The 15849-nt window shown below is 43.3% G+C and carries 14 protein-coding genes; 8 read left to right on the forward strand and 6 right to left on the reverse strand.

The genetic code is table 11. The annotated features are described in order from the left end of the window. Both CK503_RS11400 and CK503_RS11405 read right to left on the reverse strand, forming a co-directional pair. Window positions 1-189 carry a hypothetical protein gene (locus CK503_RS11400; RefSeq protein WP_095606952.1) on the reverse strand — a complete coding sequence of 63 codons (189 nt, stop codon included), beginning with the start codon at window positions 187-189 and terminating at the stop codon, window positions 1-3. 58 nt (window positions 190-247) lie between these two features. Beyond that, window positions 248-436: a hypothetical protein gene (locus CK503_RS11405; RefSeq protein WP_095606952.1), complete on the reverse strand. Its 189-nt coding sequence runs from the start codon at window positions 434-436 to the stop codon at window positions 248-250. Between the two features lie 453 nt (window positions 437-889). On the opposite strand from CK503_RS11405, the gene CK503_RS11410 reads away from it, so the two are divergent. Both CK503_RS11410 and acs read left to right on the forward strand, forming a co-directional pair. Next, window positions 890-1456, forward strand: a complete 567-nt coding sequence (locus CK503_RS11410; protein ID WP_095606953.1) for an RNA polymerase sigma factor — start codon at window positions 890-892, stop codon at window positions 1454-1456. Between the two features lie 338 nt (window positions 1457-1794). Then, window positions 1795-3693, forward strand: coding sequence for an acetate--CoA ligase (acs, locus tag CK503_RS11415; RefSeq protein WP_095606954.1), 1899 nt, complete (start codon window positions 1795-1797; stop codon window positions 3691-3693). A gap of 57 nt (window positions 3694-3750) precedes the next feature. Here acs and CK503_RS11420 read toward each other — a convergent pair whose 3' ends face one another. Together CK503_RS11420 and CK503_RS11430 are read right to left on the reverse strand one after the other, a co-directional pair. Next, window positions 3751-4119, reverse strand: a complete 369-nt coding sequence (locus tag CK503_RS11420) for a hypothetical protein (protein WP_095606955.1) — start codon at window positions 4117-4119, stop codon at window positions 3751-3753. Window positions 4120-4521: 402 nt separating this feature from the next. After that, entirely contained in the window at window positions 4522-5736 is a 1215-nt protein-coding gene (locus CK503_RS11430; protein WP_095606957.1) for an alanine dehydrogenase, read from the reverse strand. A gap of 199 nt (window positions 5737-5935) precedes the next feature. Here CK503_RS11430 and rsmA point away from each other — a divergent pair, with 199 nt between their 5' ends. The 6 genes from rsmA (at window position 5936) to CK503_RS11460 (ending at window position 13066) form a co-directional block, all read left to right on the forward strand. Then, window positions 5936-6712 (forward strand): 16S rRNA (adenine(1518)-N(6)/adenine(1519)-N(6))-dimethyltransferase RsmA, encoded by a 777-nt coding sequence (rsmA, locus tag CK503_RS11435; RefSeq protein WP_095606958.1) that lies wholly within the window; start codon window positions 5936-5938, stop codon window positions 6710-6712. 254 nt (window positions 6713-6966) lie between these two features. Then, window positions 6967-7260, forward strand: a complete 294-nt coding sequence (groES, locus tag CK503_RS11440; RefSeq protein WP_095606959.1) for a co-chaperone GroES — start codon at window positions 6967-6969, stop codon at window positions 7258-7260. A 55-nt stretch (window positions 7261-7315) separates the two neighbouring features. Next, window positions 7316-9004, forward strand: a complete 1689-nt coding sequence (gene groL, locus CK503_RS11445) for a chaperonin GroEL (RefSeq protein WP_095606960.1) — start codon at window positions 7316-7318, stop codon at window positions 9002-9004. 165 nt (window positions 9005-9169) lie between these two features. Continuing rightward, window positions 9170-10990 (forward strand): sodium:solute symporter family protein, encoded by a 1821-nt coding sequence (locus CK503_RS11450; protein WP_095606961.1) that lies wholly within the window; start codon window positions 9170-9172, stop codon window positions 10988-10990. Between the two features lie 43 nt (window positions 10991-11033). Then, window positions 11034-11798, forward strand: coding sequence for an endonuclease/exonuclease/phosphatase family protein (locus CK503_RS11455; protein WP_176466299.1), 765 nt, complete (start codon window positions 11034-11036; stop codon window positions 11796-11798). A gap of 287 nt (window positions 11799-12085) precedes the next feature. After that, window positions 12086-13066 carry a glycoside hydrolase family 43 protein gene (locus tag CK503_RS11460; protein WP_095606963.1) on the forward strand — a complete coding sequence of 327 codons (981 nt, stop codon included), beginning with the start codon at window positions 12086-12088 and terminating at the stop codon, window positions 13064-13066. 36 nt (window positions 13067-13102) lie between these two features. Here CK503_RS11460 and CK503_RS11465 read toward each other — a convergent pair whose 3' ends face one another. Together CK503_RS11465 and CK503_RS11470 are read right to left on the reverse strand one after the other, a co-directional pair. After that, window positions 13103-14056 (reverse strand): DNA-3-methyladenine glycosylase family protein, encoded by a 954-nt coding sequence (locus CK503_RS11465; RefSeq protein ID WP_095606964.1) that lies wholly within the window; start codon window positions 14054-14056, stop codon window positions 13103-13105. A gap of 55 nt (window positions 14057-14111) precedes the next feature. Next, window positions 14112-15848 carry an ATP-dependent DNA ligase gene (locus CK503_RS11470; RefSeq protein WP_095606965.1) on the reverse strand — a complete coding sequence of 579 codons (1737 nt, stop codon included), beginning with the start codon at window positions 15846-15848 and terminating at the stop codon, window positions 14112-14114. Window position 15849: the final 1 nt, after the last annotated feature.

The following is a 15849-nucleotide window of genomic DNA, read 5'->3' on the forward strand; positions in this document are numbered from 1 at the left end:
TTATTCGGGCCGATCGACAATAGGACTCATTTGTTGCTCAGAATCGAAGTCAGGATTATCAACTTGCGCAGGCTGCTCGATGTCAGATTGCTCCTGGGCGTCGAGGCCGGGGTCGGTGACCGAGGCGCAGCCGGTGAACAAGGCAATGCTGAAAATGATAGCGAGAAGTTTGTGAGAGAGAGATTTCATAATAATAGAGGGAGTTTTAGAATTTTAAAAAGAGAGTACGTATTAAGGTTGAGGAGAGTTATTCGGGCCGATCGACAATAGGACTCATTTGTTGCTCAGAATCGAAGTCAGGATTATCAACTTGCGCAGGCTGCTCGATGTCAGATTGCTCCTGGGCGTCGAGGCCGGGGTCGGTGACCGAGGCGCAGCCGGTGAACAAGGCAATGCTGAAAATGATAGCGAGAAGTTTGTGAGAGAGAGATTTCATAACTGATTCCTGATTTTTGAGTTTAAATTAAAATTGTAACGTTTTGATTTGAGTGTATCCCCGAAAAGCCATAATTGTATATTCAGGGTATACTCATAGTTGATTACAAGAGTAATCAAAGTTTGTTTTGTTACAAAAAAAGCTTTGTCTATAAGCTGTATTGTATAAAATTATTTTGTAACAAATTTCTATTATAATTTAAATTTCTATTTTCGATTATATTTATTTCAAGATTACAAGAGTAATAAACAACAATATGTTACAAGAATTATTAATATTTAGATAAATAATATTTTAAATAATTTAAAATCACTTTAATTCTATTATAGAATTGTATTCTAATATTTGTTTGCCCATTCAATAGTTATATATTAGAAAGCAGAATTACTACGGATGGCTTCATTTATTCATTTAGTGATGAATTAGTCAGCTAATTTAGGTTTATAGACTACGTTGAGTAACTCCAGAGTTGATTATTCGGAATTAGTATATGCTCTTCAGCAGGATAGAGAAGGTGAGGCCAACGAGCTGCTGGAAGAAGTAATGCACAGACTCAAAGATTACTTGCAGGTCGTGCTTAACGCCGATGAAAAAGATGCCGAGGAGTGTACCCAGCAAGCATTTCTTAATGTCTATGAACAGATAAAGAAAGACAATATCCGGGAGGAGAAATATATATTCAGTTACATGATTCGGGCTTGCCGGCACGAGTATTTTCGTCTTTCCAAAGAACAGCATCGATTTAATAATCCCGTTGAAGATCATCAGGATCATTTGGTAGATCCCGCCGAGCAGTTTCAAAATCTAATGGATAAGGATCGCCAGGCTATCTTGGAGGCCTGCCTGAATGAGCTCCGGGAGAAATCACGTACTTTTATTGAGTATTTTATTGATAAACCCGATGCAACTACCAAAGAGGCCAGTGCTCATTTTGATATTAGTGGAGCAAATGTACGGACGAAAAAATCACGTATTCTAAGCCGACTGCATCATTGCTTTAAACGCAAGTGGCGCCAGTAGGGTATCCAAAAAGTGTATTTTTGTGAGTTCCATCCATATATGTTTTGCTTCCCCTCAAATTGAGTATGGATTTCTGCAAATTTAACAGAAGGCTGGTGAAATTTTGTTGGTTATCAAATGGTTTCCATCCCCATAGACTAAAATATTAGCTAATCATATTGATAGTCGCCGCTTTTCATTTAAGATGGAAATCTTGTTTATTTCAAATCAGGCAAGAATTATTAATAGAAATAACGTTAAGATAATTTGTTTCTTCAACTGACTTGATTATCTGCTTAAATTATTTAAAATATGGTTGTCTGTGAGAAAAGAATATTTCCAACTAAAATTCAATTGCTATGTGGTTAAATATTGATTCGTTTGAAGAGTACAAAGAGGTCTATAACGATAGTATCGAAAATCCTGAAAAATTTTGGGAACACGAGGCGGGAACGTTTTATTGGCGTGAGCGATGGGATAAAACGCATAGCGGCAGTTTTGAGGATGGAAATGTAAAGTGGTTCGAAGGTGGCAAGCTGAATATTACCGAAAATTGCCTGGATCGCCATCTGAATACCATCGGTAATAAAACAGCATTTATCTTTGAGCCGAATCACCCTGATTCTTTTCGACGGACGATTACGTATCGACAGCTGCATGAGGATGTCTGCCGTTTTGCCAATGTGCTCGAAAACAAAGGAATTGAAAAGGGCGACCGCGTGGCCATATATATGGCAATGACGCCGGAGCTAATGATCGCAGCACTGGCCTGTGCTCGTATTGGGGCGGTACACTCTATTGTATTTGCCGGCTTTTCTGCCCAGTCGCTGGCCGAACGTATCCAGGATTGTGATGCTAAAATGCTTATTACTAATGACGGACTTCGTCGTGGGGAAAAACATGTGCCCCTTAAAGATATTTCTGATGAAGCACTTGAAGAATGTCCTACAGTTGAAAAAATGATCGTGTGCCAGCGAACCAATCGCGATATCAATTGGGTTGAAGGACGTGATGAATGGTGGCACCTGTTGATTCGAAATGCATCCAAAGAGCATGAAGCCGTAGAGATGGATGCAGAAGATCCGCTTTTTATTCTCTACACTTCGGGATCAACTGGCAAACCGAAAGGGCAGGTGCATACCTGCGGGGGGTATATGGTGTACACAAGTTATACCTTTCGTAATGTGTTCCAGGTTGAGGAAGATTCCGTTTATTGGTGTACAGCTGATGCGGGATGGATTACAGGGCACTCCTACATTTTATACGGTCCGCTGCTGAATGGTGCAACCGGTATCATTTTCGAGGGTACGCCGACCTATCCTGATCCCGGTCGTCTGTGGGAGGTGTGTGAAAAATATAATGTAACACACTTCTATACGTCGCCTACAGCTATCCGCGCGCTGATGAAGGAGGATATTGAGTATGTAAACAAGTACGATTTAAGCTCGCTCGAAGTGCTTGGGTCGGTGGGGGAACCTATTAACGAAGAGGCTTGGCACTGGTATCACGATAAGATTGGGAATGGGAAATGTCCGATTGTAGATACCTGGTGGCAAACGGAAACGGGTGGTATTATGATTTCACCGCTTGCCGGCGTAACCCCGACGAAGCCCGGATTTGCTACACTGCCATTGCCCGGAGTTGAACCGGCGTTGATGGACGCCGATGGAAAGGAAATTAGGGAGAATGGCGTACAAGGTAATTTAGTGATTAAGCAATCGTGGCCGGGGATGACACGTGGAATATGGGGAAACCAGGAGCGCTATATGGAAACCTATTTTGAGGATTATCCCGGATATTATTTTACGGGTGATGGTTGTCGCCGTGATGAGGACGGCTATTACCGCATTACCGGTCGTGTTGATGACGTGCTTAATGTTTCTGGTCACCGGCTGGGAACGGCCGAAATAGAGAATGCCATTGACGAACATCCCAAAGTGGTAGAAGCCGCTATTGTAGGATATCCGCATGAAGTTAAAGGGGAAGGTATTTTTGCCTTCATGACATGTGACGATGGTGTTTCGGAACCGGAAACGTTTAAAAAGGAAGTCGATGATTTGGTTTCCAAAATAATTAGTCCGATTGCCAAACCGGATAAAATTCAGATTGTTGATGGATTGCCGAAGACGCGATCCGGAAAAATTATGCGTCGTATTTTGCGGAAAATTGCGGCCGGAGAAACAGATGATATTGGCGATACCTCAACGTTGCTCGATCCCAGCGTAGTAGAAGAAATTATAGGAGGAACTGCTTACTGATCCTCAATATCATTCAGAAATATTACAGGGGCACACCATTAGGTTGGTGTGTCCTTTTTATATAGTGAGGACAAACCCAATAATGAAGAGTAAAATACTTGCAACCAAAAGGATAAGGCGAAATCGGGTGCGCATCATAACAGGGTGAAAAAATAAGCCGTATGTAAGTGGTTGATCAGCCAACCAATCATAGTAGTGGTGCCGATGTGCTTCGCCCAGCGCCATGGTTACATGTCCGTGAAGAATGGTAATCATAAAGGGGATGGAAAAAAGGCAACATCCTGTGTAAATGATGAATTGCTCAATGCCGGATAAGTTGGCAAGGTACCAGTAGGGCCAGGCAAAAAGAATAAAAAATGGTACGCTTAGCATCCAGTTAATGATGCTGATGCGCTTAAAATTCTTGGGACTGAGTTCCTGGTTCATAGTGTTTGTTTGTCAGTTCATCAGCTTTGATTGCTTCGGCAGTGTTCCTTTTCCAGATATGAATATACCAGTAAATGGGTATTGCAAATCCATAAAGAAGAAACACGACAACGATCCACAAAATTCGTTTTTCAGTGTCTAAAAAAGAGTTTTGAATAAGGTGGACGATGTAAAAAACGAATAATCCCAGGGTAAGAAGAATAATGACGAATAAGTAGGGAAGGATATAGCTTAGATAGGAAAACAACATCATGGGTATTTGCGGCTCCTGCGAAAAGAACATCGAGAAAAAGTTGAAAATGATAAATCCCAGAATGCTGATTGTAAATAACAGGGGAAGGAACGTTATAATCCCAAGAACAATTTTTGCAGATTTGTTTAAATGCATGGGAAAATTAAAGGTTAAATTTGGCTGGCAATAAGCATCTCAATTTCACGGTAGGGCATATCGAAAATTTTAGAAAGTGATTTTTTGGTGAGATGTTTTTTATAAACGTAAGTACCGTTGCGCAGTGCTGTATTTGTCCACAGGCATTCTCGAATTCCTCCCGCATCACCAATAGCCAAAAGGTAGGGGACGATTACATTATTAAGGGCATAGGTAGCAGTGCGGGCAACATTCGATGGAATATTGGGAACGCAATAGTGAATCACATCATGCGCCATAAATGTAGGCGTTGAATGAGTGGTAGCGCTGCTGGTGGCAATACAACCGCCTTGGTCAATTACAGTATCCACGATAACGCTGCCAGGTTTCATGGAAGCTACCATAGGCTCGGTGACAAGACAGGGCGCACGTTCGCCTTCAAACACGGCGGCACCGATTACTACATCGGCATATTGCAATGCTGATGACAGGTATTGGTAATTCGCGGTGGCTGTAATGATGCGTCGGTCAAGGGCATTTTCGAGATGACGGAGCCGCGCCAGATCGTTATCCATTACAAATACCTGTGCACCGTATCCCAAAGCTGTTCGCGCTGCATATTCAGCCGTAATGCCGGCACCTAAGATCACAACCGTGGCAGGTGGAATGCCCGAAATACCACCCAGCATAATACCTTGTCCCCCTTCGGTTTTTTCCAGGTAGTGCGCCCCAATTTGTACCGACATCGAACCGGTTATTTCGTGCATCATCCGAACAATGGGGAACTCTTTATCGTCTCCTTTGATAAACTCAAAACCAATGGCTGTAATGTTCTTATTGATCAAAAGATCAAGAAATTCTTCGGTAGTGTTGCCCAGGTGTAGAGCAGAAAGGAGCGTTTGGTCTTGCTCCAGAAGCTCGAGTTCAGATTCTGACGGTGGGGCCACCTTTACAATCATATCAGACTTTTTATACACCTCGTCGATACTAAAAGCAATCTCAGCGCCGGCGTCGGCAAATTCCTGATCAGTGAAGTTAGCTTCGGCACCGGCATCCTGCTCAATAAAAACTTCATGCCCGTTGGCTATCAATACCGAAGCACCACCCGGGGTTAAACAAATTCGGCGCTCATCATTGGAGACTTCCTTTGGTACCCCTATCTTTAGGGAGATATTGGATTCCGATTTCATCAGGCGCTTTTCCAGCGTCTGAATTCCAATTTGTTCTGTTTCCAGGGGATTAATATCCATATGAAGTTGTATTGGGAATAAGTATTAACGGTTAATTTAATCTACCTGTTGACGCTAAGCAAAAAGACAATTAAAGCTTAAATATTTTATTTAGACCCGCAGGGTTTTGCTAAAAATTAGGAATTACGAATTAGGATTTAAGACTGAACAGTTACAATTCCTAATTATTAATTCTACATTCTTAATTCATATCATATAGATGAGTATACGACCAAAGAAGAGTTTAGGACAGCATTTTTTAACGGATGAAAATATTATTACTAAAATTGCCGATGCTATTCCTGCCAAAGAGGGAGAACGTGTTATCGAAATTGGTCCTGGTACGGGAGCGTTGACAGGTGCACTGCTGAATCGTTTTGAGGATGTCGTTGCTGTTGAATTAGATCAGCGGGCGATAGAAGTGTTGGAGCATAAATTTGATGACTTGGAAATCCATCACGAAAATGTGTTAGATGTTGATTGGGAAGCGCTATCTATCGGAAAAGAGAAAACACATGTGGTTGGAAACCTTCCCTATTATATTACCAGCCAGATCTTGTTTTCTCTTCTTGAGGATCGTCACCTGGTGGCTGATGCGCTATTGATGATGCAAAAAGAGGTGGCTGAGCGATTAGTGTCTGACATTCGGACGAAGGATTACGGAATATTAAGTGTACAAACGCAGTTGATGTGTACACCCGAAATTCTGTTCCCGGTATCCCGACATTGTTTTAGTCCGCAGCCCAATGTGGAAAGTGCTATTGTAAAGTTGACCTTCGATAAAGGAGCACTAAACTGTTCAGATCAAAATCTAAAGACGGTGGTTCGAACTGCCTTTAACCAGCGCCGAAAAAAGTTAAGCAATTCTCTGAAGCCAGTAGTCAGTAAAGATAACCAGCCCAAAGGATTCGATTTTGACAAACGGGCAGAGGCATGGGAACCTTCAGAATATGAAAAGTTGACAGCACAACTTGTAGAAGATGGCATTTTGACCTGAAATTTCGACCTCCCTTTTTTAGTGTTTGACCTGTCGAAATTAAAACAATTGCTATTTGGCGATTTTAAGACTTTTGACGCCGGTTGAGCGATAAAAATATATTTCTCTTAAAGTTTGGTATGGTACTTGCTCACCTATAACCCTGTTGAAATTGATGTGATTTCAAACAGAGATTTTTAAAAGTATTAACAGCAATATTGCTGGATTCAAGAATTTTAAATTTCAACTAATAACTAAAATTAGGAGTCATACTTATGGCTAAATCTAAAATTAAACCGTTAAGCGATCGTGTTCTGGTTCAGCCAGCACCTGCGGAAGAGAAGACTGAATCCGGAATTATTATTCCCGATTCTGCAAAAGAAAAACCTCAGGAAGGAACTGTAGTTGCTGCAGGTCCTGGTAAGGTTGAAAACGGAACCAAGATTGATATGTCGGTAGCGGAAGGCGACAAAGTGCTTTATGGAAAGTATTCTGGCACTGAAGTTACGCTGGATGGTGAAGAGTATCTGATTATGAGAGAATCCGACATTCTTGGAATCGTTGACTAACGCAATTCTTTCAACATTTTTTAAACAAAAACTCAAAAAAATTAAATAGGCAATTATGTCTGCAAAATTAGTTCATTACGATATGGAAGCGCGCGATGCTCTCAAGCAGGGCGTTGACAAGCTTGCGAATGCTGTCAAGGTCACCTTGGGGCCGCGTGGACGAAACGTAGTAATCGAAAAATCATTTGGTGCACCAACAGTTACAAAAGATGGTGTTACTGTAGCAAAAGAAATTGAGCTGTCCAACAAACGACAAAACATGGGCGCTCAAATGGTAAAAGAAGTTGCTTCCAAAACCAGTGATAATGCTGGTGACGGAACAACGACGGCTACCGTTCTTGCTCAGTCCATCATTCAAACGGGGCTGAAAAATGTCACGGCCGGTGCTAATCCGATGGAATTGAAGCGAGGTATCGATATTGCCGTTAAAGCAATTGTCGAAGAGCTTCGTAAAACGAGTCAACCTGTTGGTGATAGCCTCGAAAGTATTAAGCAAATTGGTACTATCTCTGCCAACGGTGATGCAGAAATTGGTCAAAACATTGCGGATGCAATGGAAAAAGTTGGTCAAGACGGTGTTATCACTGTTGAGGAAGCCAAAGGTACCGAAACCTATCTCGAAACTGTAGAAGGTATGCAGTTCGACCGCGGATATCTGTCACCCTATTTCGTGACCGATTCCGAAAATATGGTCGCAGAGATGGAAGAACCTTATATCCTGATCTTTGACAGTAAGATCAGTAATATGAAAGATCTTCTTCCTATCCTTGAAAAAGTTATTCAAACCGGTAAGCCGCTGCTTATCATCGCCGAAGATATTGAAGGCGAAGCGCTGGCTACATTGGTTGTTAACAAGCTGCGTGGCTCACTTAAGATTGCAGCTGTTAAAGCGCCCGGATTTGGCGATCGTCGTAAGCAGATGTTGGAAGACATCGCGATCTTGACTGATGGTACCGTTGTTTCTGAAGAGCGTGGTTACAAGCTCGAAAATGCTACGCTTGATTTCTTAGGTACTGCTGATCGTGTAAACATCACTAAAGATGATACTACGCTGGTTGGCGGCCAAGGAAAAGATGATGACATCCAAGCACGCGTAAATCAGATTAAAGGACAGATTGAGTCCAGTACTTCTGATTATGATCGTGAAAAACTGCAAGAGCGTCTCGCTAAATTGAGCGGCGGTGTTGCAGTACTCAATATTGGTGCTGCTTCTGAAGTAGAAATGAAAGAGAAGAAAGCCCGTGTTGAAGATGCACTCCATGCTACTCGTGCCGCTGTTGAAGAAGGTATTGTAGCTGGTGGTGGCGTTGCGCTGCTCCGTGCACGCAAAGTACTGGATGAGTTAGAAGCTGATGTACCGGATCAGGAAGTTGGTTTCAATATTGTTCGTCGTGCGCTTGAAGAGCCACTTCGAATTATTGCCAACAATGCCGGTGCTGAAGGTTCAATCGTTGTGCAGAAAGTCCTTGAAGGTGAAGATGGCTTTGGATACAACGCTCGAACCGAGCAGTATGAAGACCTTATCGAAGCAGGCGTAATCGATCCTACTAAAGTAACACGCACTGCTCTTGAAAATGCTGCTTCTGTTGCCGGCTTAATGCTGACAACCGAAGCCCTCATCTCTGACAAGCCTTCTGAAGGTGACGATGATGATGACGGACCTGCTGGCGGCGGTGGAATGCCCGGCGGCGGTATGGGAGGCGGAATGCCCGGAGGAATGGGCGGAATGGGTGGCATGATGTAAGCCATTCGTTCTTGATAAACCGTCTTTCATAAGACGATTTAAAGCCTCGTCCCAATTATGGGGCGAGGCTTTTTTATTTATTGATAAAAAACCGTTGAGCATCTCAATAAAATTACGTTTGTTAGAGTTCTTTCAGAGGACAAAATGTAATATCAAAATATAGCTATGATACTTGCACCCATCGATTGGGCCATAATTGGAGCCTATCTGTTATTTTCATTGCTCATTGGGGTATGGGTAATGCGCAAGGCCGGTAAAAACTCAGAGCAATTCTTTGCCGCCGGAAAAAATATGCCGTGGTGGCTGCTGGGAATATCGATGGTGGCTACGACTTTTTCGACGGATACGCCCAACTTAGTTGCTAATATTGTACGAACGGATGGCGTTTCTGGTAATTGGGTGTGGTGGGCGTTCCTTCTTACAGGCATGCTCACCGTTTTTGTCTATGCTAATCTTTGGAAACGTTCAGGCGTATTAACGGATGTCGAGTTTTATGAACTTCGATACAGTGGAAAGATGGCTGCTTTTCTGCGCGGATTTCGTGCCGTATATCTTGGCTTTATTTTTAATGTTGTTGTGATGGCGACCGTATCACTGGCAGCGATAAAAATAAGCGGTGTGTTAATGGGATTGTCTCCCGTTGAAACCGTAGTAATTGGTGGACTTGTTACCGTTATTTATAGCTCACTCGGTGGACTGCGCGGTGTGTTGCTTACTGATTTTTTCCAATTCTTTTTGGCCCTTGGGGGAAGTTTGATTGCTGCCTATGTGGCATTAAATCATCCCGAGGTTGGTGGGTTAAGCGGATTACTCGAACACAAAGAAGTGGTAAGTAAACTCAATATCCTACCCGACTTTTCTGATCCTTCGCAGGCCATTGGTATTTTTATTATCCCGCTGGTCATCCAGTGGTGGAGTGTTTATTATCCGGGCGCTGAGCCGGGAGGAGGAGGGTATATTGCACAGCGCATGTTTGCCGCTAAAGATGAAAATAACTCCATTGCTGCGGTGTTCTTTTTTAATGCTGCTCATTATGCTCTGCGTCCCTGGCCGTGGATTATTGTAGGATTGTGTTCGATTATCGTCTTTCCTGAAGTTGCTGATTTAAAAGAGGCTTTCCCAGATGCTTCGGGCGTAGCAGATCACGATATGGGATACCCGGCAATGCTTACCTTTATTCCTACGGGTTGGCTGGGACTGGTAGTTGCATCGTTAACAGCCGCCTACATGTCTACTATTTCCACACATCTAAATTGGGGATCTTCTTATTTAGTCAATGATTTTTATAAGCGTTTTATACGCCCCGATAGTTCAGAAAAAGAGCTTGTTACAGTTGGACGTATTTCTACCGTGATTCTAATGATTGTAGCCGGGGCTCTTGCTTTGTTACTACAAAATGCGCTCGACAGTTTTCAGATAATTCTTCAGATTGGTGCCGGTACAGGACTTTTATTTATCCTGCGCTGGTTTTGGTGGCGCATTAACGCGGGGAGTGAAATTGCTGCCATGTTTATTGCTTTTGCCGTTGCTTTATATTTCCAGTTTGCCCATGCTCATACGGGGCTACCGGAAGTGACCGGATGGCAAGAGCTAATTATTGGAGTGATTGTAACTACCATTGGTTGGCTGTCGGTGACGTTTATGACGCGTCCCACGGATTATAAAACACTTGTTAACTTCTGCGAGGCAGCACGCCCCGGCGGACCCGGTTGGCAGAACGTGATTAATCGTGCTAAAGAAAAGGGAGAAGATCTGGAACCCCTCGAAGATGAAGCGTGGCGCGTTCCTCAAGGATTGCTTTGCATGGTGTTGGGATGTATCGCCGTTTATGGGGCACTTTTCGCCACTGGCTACTGGATCTATGGAAAGTGGATATTGGCTTCGATAATTACTGTTGTAGCTCTCGTGTCGTCGGGATTGCTTTATAAAGCATGGCGCAAGCTCATCAAAATTCGTCCGGATGAGGAATTGTTTGATGAAGAGTAGCCAATTAATAAATAGAATCCTGTTATTATTAGGGCTATTCTTATTGTCAGCCTTTTCAGAAGTCATTGCCCAGGACACATTGAAAGTTATTACTTACAATATTTTCAATGCTCAGCATCCTGATAACAGGGGAGAAAGTACCTTGGCTGATATTGCTGACTTTATTTCAGATGAAGGTCCCGATTTTGTTGCGCTGCAAGAAGTGGATAGCGCTACCCATCGGTTGGCAACATTGAATGGGGGACGTTATTTCAGTTTGGCAGATAGCTTGGCCGAACGTACCGGAATGCATGCCAATTTTGGTAAAGCTCTTGATTTCGATGGAGGAGGCTATGGTATTGCAATCTTGAGTCGGAAGCCTATGAGTACGCAAAAAGTTACGTTGCCCAATCCGAAAGGTGGAGAACCTCGCGTATTGCTTACTGCTAATTTCGATACTGATTCAGGAAAAAAGTTAATCCTTGCCACCACTCACTTCGATCACCAGCATAAAGAAAATCGCCAACAACAGGTGGATGCTGTTAATGAACTCCTCCTGCAAAAGAACAAACCACCTGTCATTTTAGCGGGGGATTTTAACTTTGAGCCAGATTTAGAAGCTTACCAAATTATGCAGAAGTACTGGGTTGATACCGCTATCGAGGGAGCGGGTGCTCCGGCTTTTACTTATCCCACAAACGATCCGTCCCGACGGATTGATTACGTTTTTGTCACCCCTTCCCAACGATGGGAGATACTGTCACAAGAACCCCCCAAATTGCCTTACTCTGATCATCTGCCGGTGGTGACCCGTTTGGTGCTACATTAAAAAGGTTGAAAAATCTCTTTATCCAAAGAAGCCAATTCCATCAAATGGCTTATTTTGCTATCCGATGGGTATGTTAGAGAGCATTGATTACCTTTGGCTGTCGAAAAATATAGATTGGGAGCTGTTGCATTGTCAGATTTATGACGTTGATCATTCGGACCATTTGCCAGTCGTGGCAAAGGTAGTTAGTTTATCCTACTACTAATTGATTTTGGTAGCAAGGGGCGTATCCCAACGGCCAATTGGCAAAGTAATTAATTTCAAATTTTGATCTAAATGAGGAGGTCATGAAGCGAATCCTAATCGTCAGCATTGCACTCTTGTGCGCAGTCCCTCTGTATGCTCAGGATGATGAAAAAGCAGGAAATCCGGTTGTTGAAGGATGGTATGCCGATCCGGAAGGAAATATATTTGGAGATCAGTATTGGATATTTCCCACGTTCTCGGCTCCATACGACGAACAGGTTTTAATGGATGCTTTCTCATCTCCAGATTTGGTAAACTGGGAAAAACATGGGAAAATTATCGATACGGCTGCCGTAGCATGGGCCGATAGTGCGATGTGGGCTCCCTCCATCACCAAAAAAGACGGCAAATATTTTCTCTTTTTTGCCGCAAATGATATTCAGAAGGATGGGCAGGTTGGTGGAATTGGCATTGGTGTTTCAGACGATCCCGGAGGTCCGTTTAAGGATTACTTAGGTGAACCGTTGTTGAGTAAATTTCATAATGGTGCACAGCCCATCGATCAGTATATATTTGAAGATACTGATGGACAGTTTTATATGATTTACGGCGGCTGGGGGCATTGCAACATCACTAAGCTCAACGACGATTTTACCGGGTTCGAACCGTTCAAGGATGGTACGATATTTAAAGAGATTACGCCGGAAGGATATGTTGAAGGCTCGTTTATATTTATCAGGGACGGTAAATACTACTTTATGTGGTCGGAAGGTGGATGGGGTGGTCCGAATTACCGTGTGGCGTATGCCATGGCTGATTCACCAATGGGACCGTTTGAACGGATTGGTGTGGTCTTAGAACAGGATTCATCCGTAGCAACCGGCGCAGGACATCATTCCGTGATTGAAGTCCCAAAGAAAGATGAGTGGTATATTGTTTATCACCGCCGGCCACTGGGCGAAACAGATCCCAATCATCGGGTAACTTCTATCGATAAGATGACGTTCGATGAGGATGGATATATCGAGCCGGTCACTATCACGTTTGAGGGAGTTGAGAAGCGAAGTTTACAGAAGGATTGATGATTCCAGTATTACGGATAAGTTTTCGCAGATGGCTCATTTGTTTTGCTGTTTTTCCTTTTCGCTCATTACCCAGTCAATAAATAAGAATTCAAGTCCGGCTGCTTCGTAGCTCTCCCAGTTCTTGATCATCTGCTGGAATTCTTCTTCGCTGGTGTTATCGGGATCACCGTCGTAGTTCAAGATAATCCACCGTCGGTGACCTTTTTCTTTGCCTTTCTTTTTGTTGCTGGGGAATACGGCATCGGGACGTTCACGGAAGAGCATCAGCTGCTGGGCCGAAGTGGGTCCCACACCACGAACGTTTGAGATCGTATCATAAAATTCATTCGGTGGACACGTTTCCAGATGGTGCAGATCCTGTTCACCGGAAAGTAAATCCTCGGCAAAACCAATAATAAATTCACCTTTTCGCTTGGTAGGGCCGGGATCGAGCTGCCGGATGCTCATAGGCGTGGCCTTAATAAGCTGATGCGGCCGCGGCCAGGCCGGAATATTTTCTGATCCGGTATTGATGAGTGAGCCATAGTTTTTGCGCACATTAAAGACCATCTTTTTGGCCGTAGGTTTATGCGAAAGTCGCATCTGGACGATGCGATTGACGGTATCCTCAAAGAGGTTAGCCCGCGCCATGCGTTTGAAACCATAATACTCTTTGAGTAGCGGGCCTAACACCGGATCGTCGGATGCCTGCTCGTAAAAAGGACGCAGATCGATGTTGGTGCCGAGGATACGCGACAAGCTTTTATTCGCTTCTTTGATTTCGTCTTTGCTTAGCGATTCGGGACTTTCAAAGTGAAACTCGGGGTTTTCGGGATCCCCATTAAAAAAAGTAGTTATTAAAACATCACGATCATCCAGTGGAATGGGACGGGTAAACCCTTCTTCAAAAACTTTCTCGGGATCGTGTTCGTGATCAAAATACTGGTCAATATCTAAGCATAAAAACCAGTCGTGCGGCGGGGTTGATTTAAGTGTCCAGATACTCATAGTAGTAAGTTGGGAGTTAAGAAAGTTAGACTGATATAAATTATTTTAAATCTTCTCATCTGGTACTTGTTTCAGGATCTTCCTGTTTAATATAAAATGATGGATTTTTCTCTTGTTTCAACCTTTCTTTATCAATGTTCTGTTGATACATCCGCTCTACATCTTTAAGGGTGTCCGTCTTTTCCGGTGATAAATCCCGTCGTATAGCTTTAAAGCGAGGTAGTTTTAACGAATAATTTGCCTTGGTGCGTTTGTTTTTCTGGATATCATCGAATTCGATCTCAACTACAATTTCGGGAATGAGTCCTAAAGTAGGCCCGTATTTTTCGACGGTTAGATCCTTAATGCGTTCGTTCAGGCGCTTCATTTCGTCGTCGGTGTAACGGCCGTTTGCTTTGCCAATAGGAACAAACTCTTCCTCGTACCGTTCGTCTTCTGCAACTCGGATGCCCAGCGTAAAATCAGAATAATTTCCACGACGTTTTCCGGAATCAGCATGGGCATACATCATTACCGTATCGAGGGTACCACCCGGTTTTTTAACTTTAAGCCATGATTTGCGACGCTGACCATATTCGTAGGTACTGTCAACCTCTTTGAGTATTAATCCTTCATTACCATGGGCCAAAGCACGTTCAAATAATTCATTGAGATGGTCACAGTCTTCGACATCAAATTGATTGGTGATCGGCAGATTATGGATTTGCGATAATTTGGTGAGCAAATTGCGACGTTCCGAGAGCTTCTTCTCGAAAATGGGATATTCGTCATGATAGAGCAGATCATAGGAGATAAATAGGACCGGATAATGTTCTATAATATCTTTGCTTGGCTTTTTACGTCCGATTCTCTTTTGAAGGAGTTGAAAGGGAAGGATCTCATTGTCTTTATACACGCAGATTTCACCGTCAAGGACGACATCGGGCAAATCCTTTGTTAAGAAAAACTGTACGATTTCGGGAAAAGAATGGGTACTGTCATTGAAGTCGCGGGAATACAATTTGACCTGTTGTCCGCTGACGTGAGCTTGGGCCCGCATGCCGTCGAACTTTTCTTCGGCTATATATCCATCTAAATTATTTATAGCACGACTTTCAATAGACGATGCCAGCATAAAGGGCAGTGGATGGAATAATCTAAAGTTTGCTTGATCCAACCTTTTCTTTTTACAGAGCACGGCCGTTTTTCCAATGCTGCCGGTAATCATGTGAGCATAGCGGACTTCATCGATTTCCTTTTGAAAAGCTTTTGCCAGTGCTGCAACCACATTTTTGGTTTCAAAGCCGATACGCAGCGATCCACGCGTCATAATTCGGATGAAGAATTTGATTTCGACCGGTGTCATCTGTTTCCAGGCATTCCTTAGAATGTGCTGCTTATCTGCCCGTGAGGAAACGCTGTGTATTTCTTCATAAATCGATTCGATCTCTTGAAGACTTAGTTGGGCCGGTTCACGCTTTTTGTGGGCCGCTTCGATGTTGTGCATCAGCTTTTCGATAGCTTCAGAAGCACTGCCCAGGGCTGTTTTGCAAGGCTTAAATACTTTTTCGTAATCAATATCACAAAAGTCAGCGGCACAAGTTGAGTAGGTGCGACTGCCTATGGTAACCCGCTTGCCAGAAATAGATGAGAAAGCCCCTTCACCCAGGAATTGAGCCGCAAGGTTCAGATCTTCTTCATTCCCAAGTGACTGAAAGTACTGGGAGCAATAGGAGATCTTCGCATTAGCGCTGCGCGTCTCGTTAATCTGTTGTGCAGTTTCTGCTAATTGATGGAAAGAGTGCTCAGCCATA

The organism is Fodinibius salipaludis, assembly GCF_002287075.1.
In the GTDB taxonomy this organism is placed as follows: Bacteria; Bacteroidota; Rhodothermia; order Balneolales; family Balneolaceae; genus Fodinibius; species Fodinibius salipaludis.

Excerpts from the sequence above, each read along its gene's own strand:
- CK503_RS11400 (WP_095606952.1), bottom strand. The coding sequence starts at position 189 with ATGAAATCTCTCTCTCACAAACTTCTCGCTATCATTTTCAGCATTGCC.
- CK503_RS11405 (WP_095606952.1), bottom strand. The coding sequence starts at position 436 with ATGAAATCTCTCTCTCACAAACTTCTCGCTATCATTTTCAGCATTGCC.
- acs (WP_095606954.1), top strand. The coding sequence starts at position 1,795 with ATGTGGTTAAATATTGATTCGTTTGAAGAGTACAAAGAGGTCTATAAC.
- CK503_RS11420 (WP_095606955.1), bottom strand. The coding sequence starts at position 4,119 with ATGAACCAGGAACTCAGTCCCAAGAATTTTAAGCGCATCAGCATCATT.
- CK503_RS11430 (WP_095606957.1), bottom strand. The coding sequence starts at position 5,736 with ATGGATATTAATCCCCTGGAAACAGAACAAATTGGAATTCAGACGCTG.
- rsmA (WP_095606958.1), top strand. The coding sequence starts at position 5,936 with ATGAGTATACGACCAAAGAAGAGTTTAGGACAGCATTTTTTAACGGAT.
- groES (WP_095606959.1), top strand. The coding sequence starts at position 6,967 with ATGGCTAAATCTAAAATTAAACCGTTAAGCGATCGTGTTCTGGTTCAG.
- groL (WP_095606960.1), top strand. The coding sequence starts at position 7,316 with ATGTCTGCAAAATTAGTTCATTACGATATGGAAGCGCGCGATGCTCTC.
- CK503_RS11450 (WP_095606961.1), top strand. The coding sequence starts at position 9,170 with ATGATACTTGCACCCATCGATTGGGCCATAATTGGAGCCTATCTGTTA.
- CK503_RS11460 (WP_095606963.1), top strand. The coding sequence starts at position 12,086 with ATGAAGCGAATCCTAATCGTCAGCATTGCACTCTTGTGCGCAGTCCCT.
- CK503_RS11465 (WP_095606964.1), bottom strand. The coding sequence starts at position 14,056 with ATGAGTATCTGGACACTTAAATCAACCCCGCCGCACGACTGGTTTTTA.
- CK503_RS11470 (WP_095606965.1), bottom strand. The coding sequence starts at position 15,848 with ATGGCTGAGCACTCTTTCCATCAATTAGCAGAAACTGCACAACAGATT.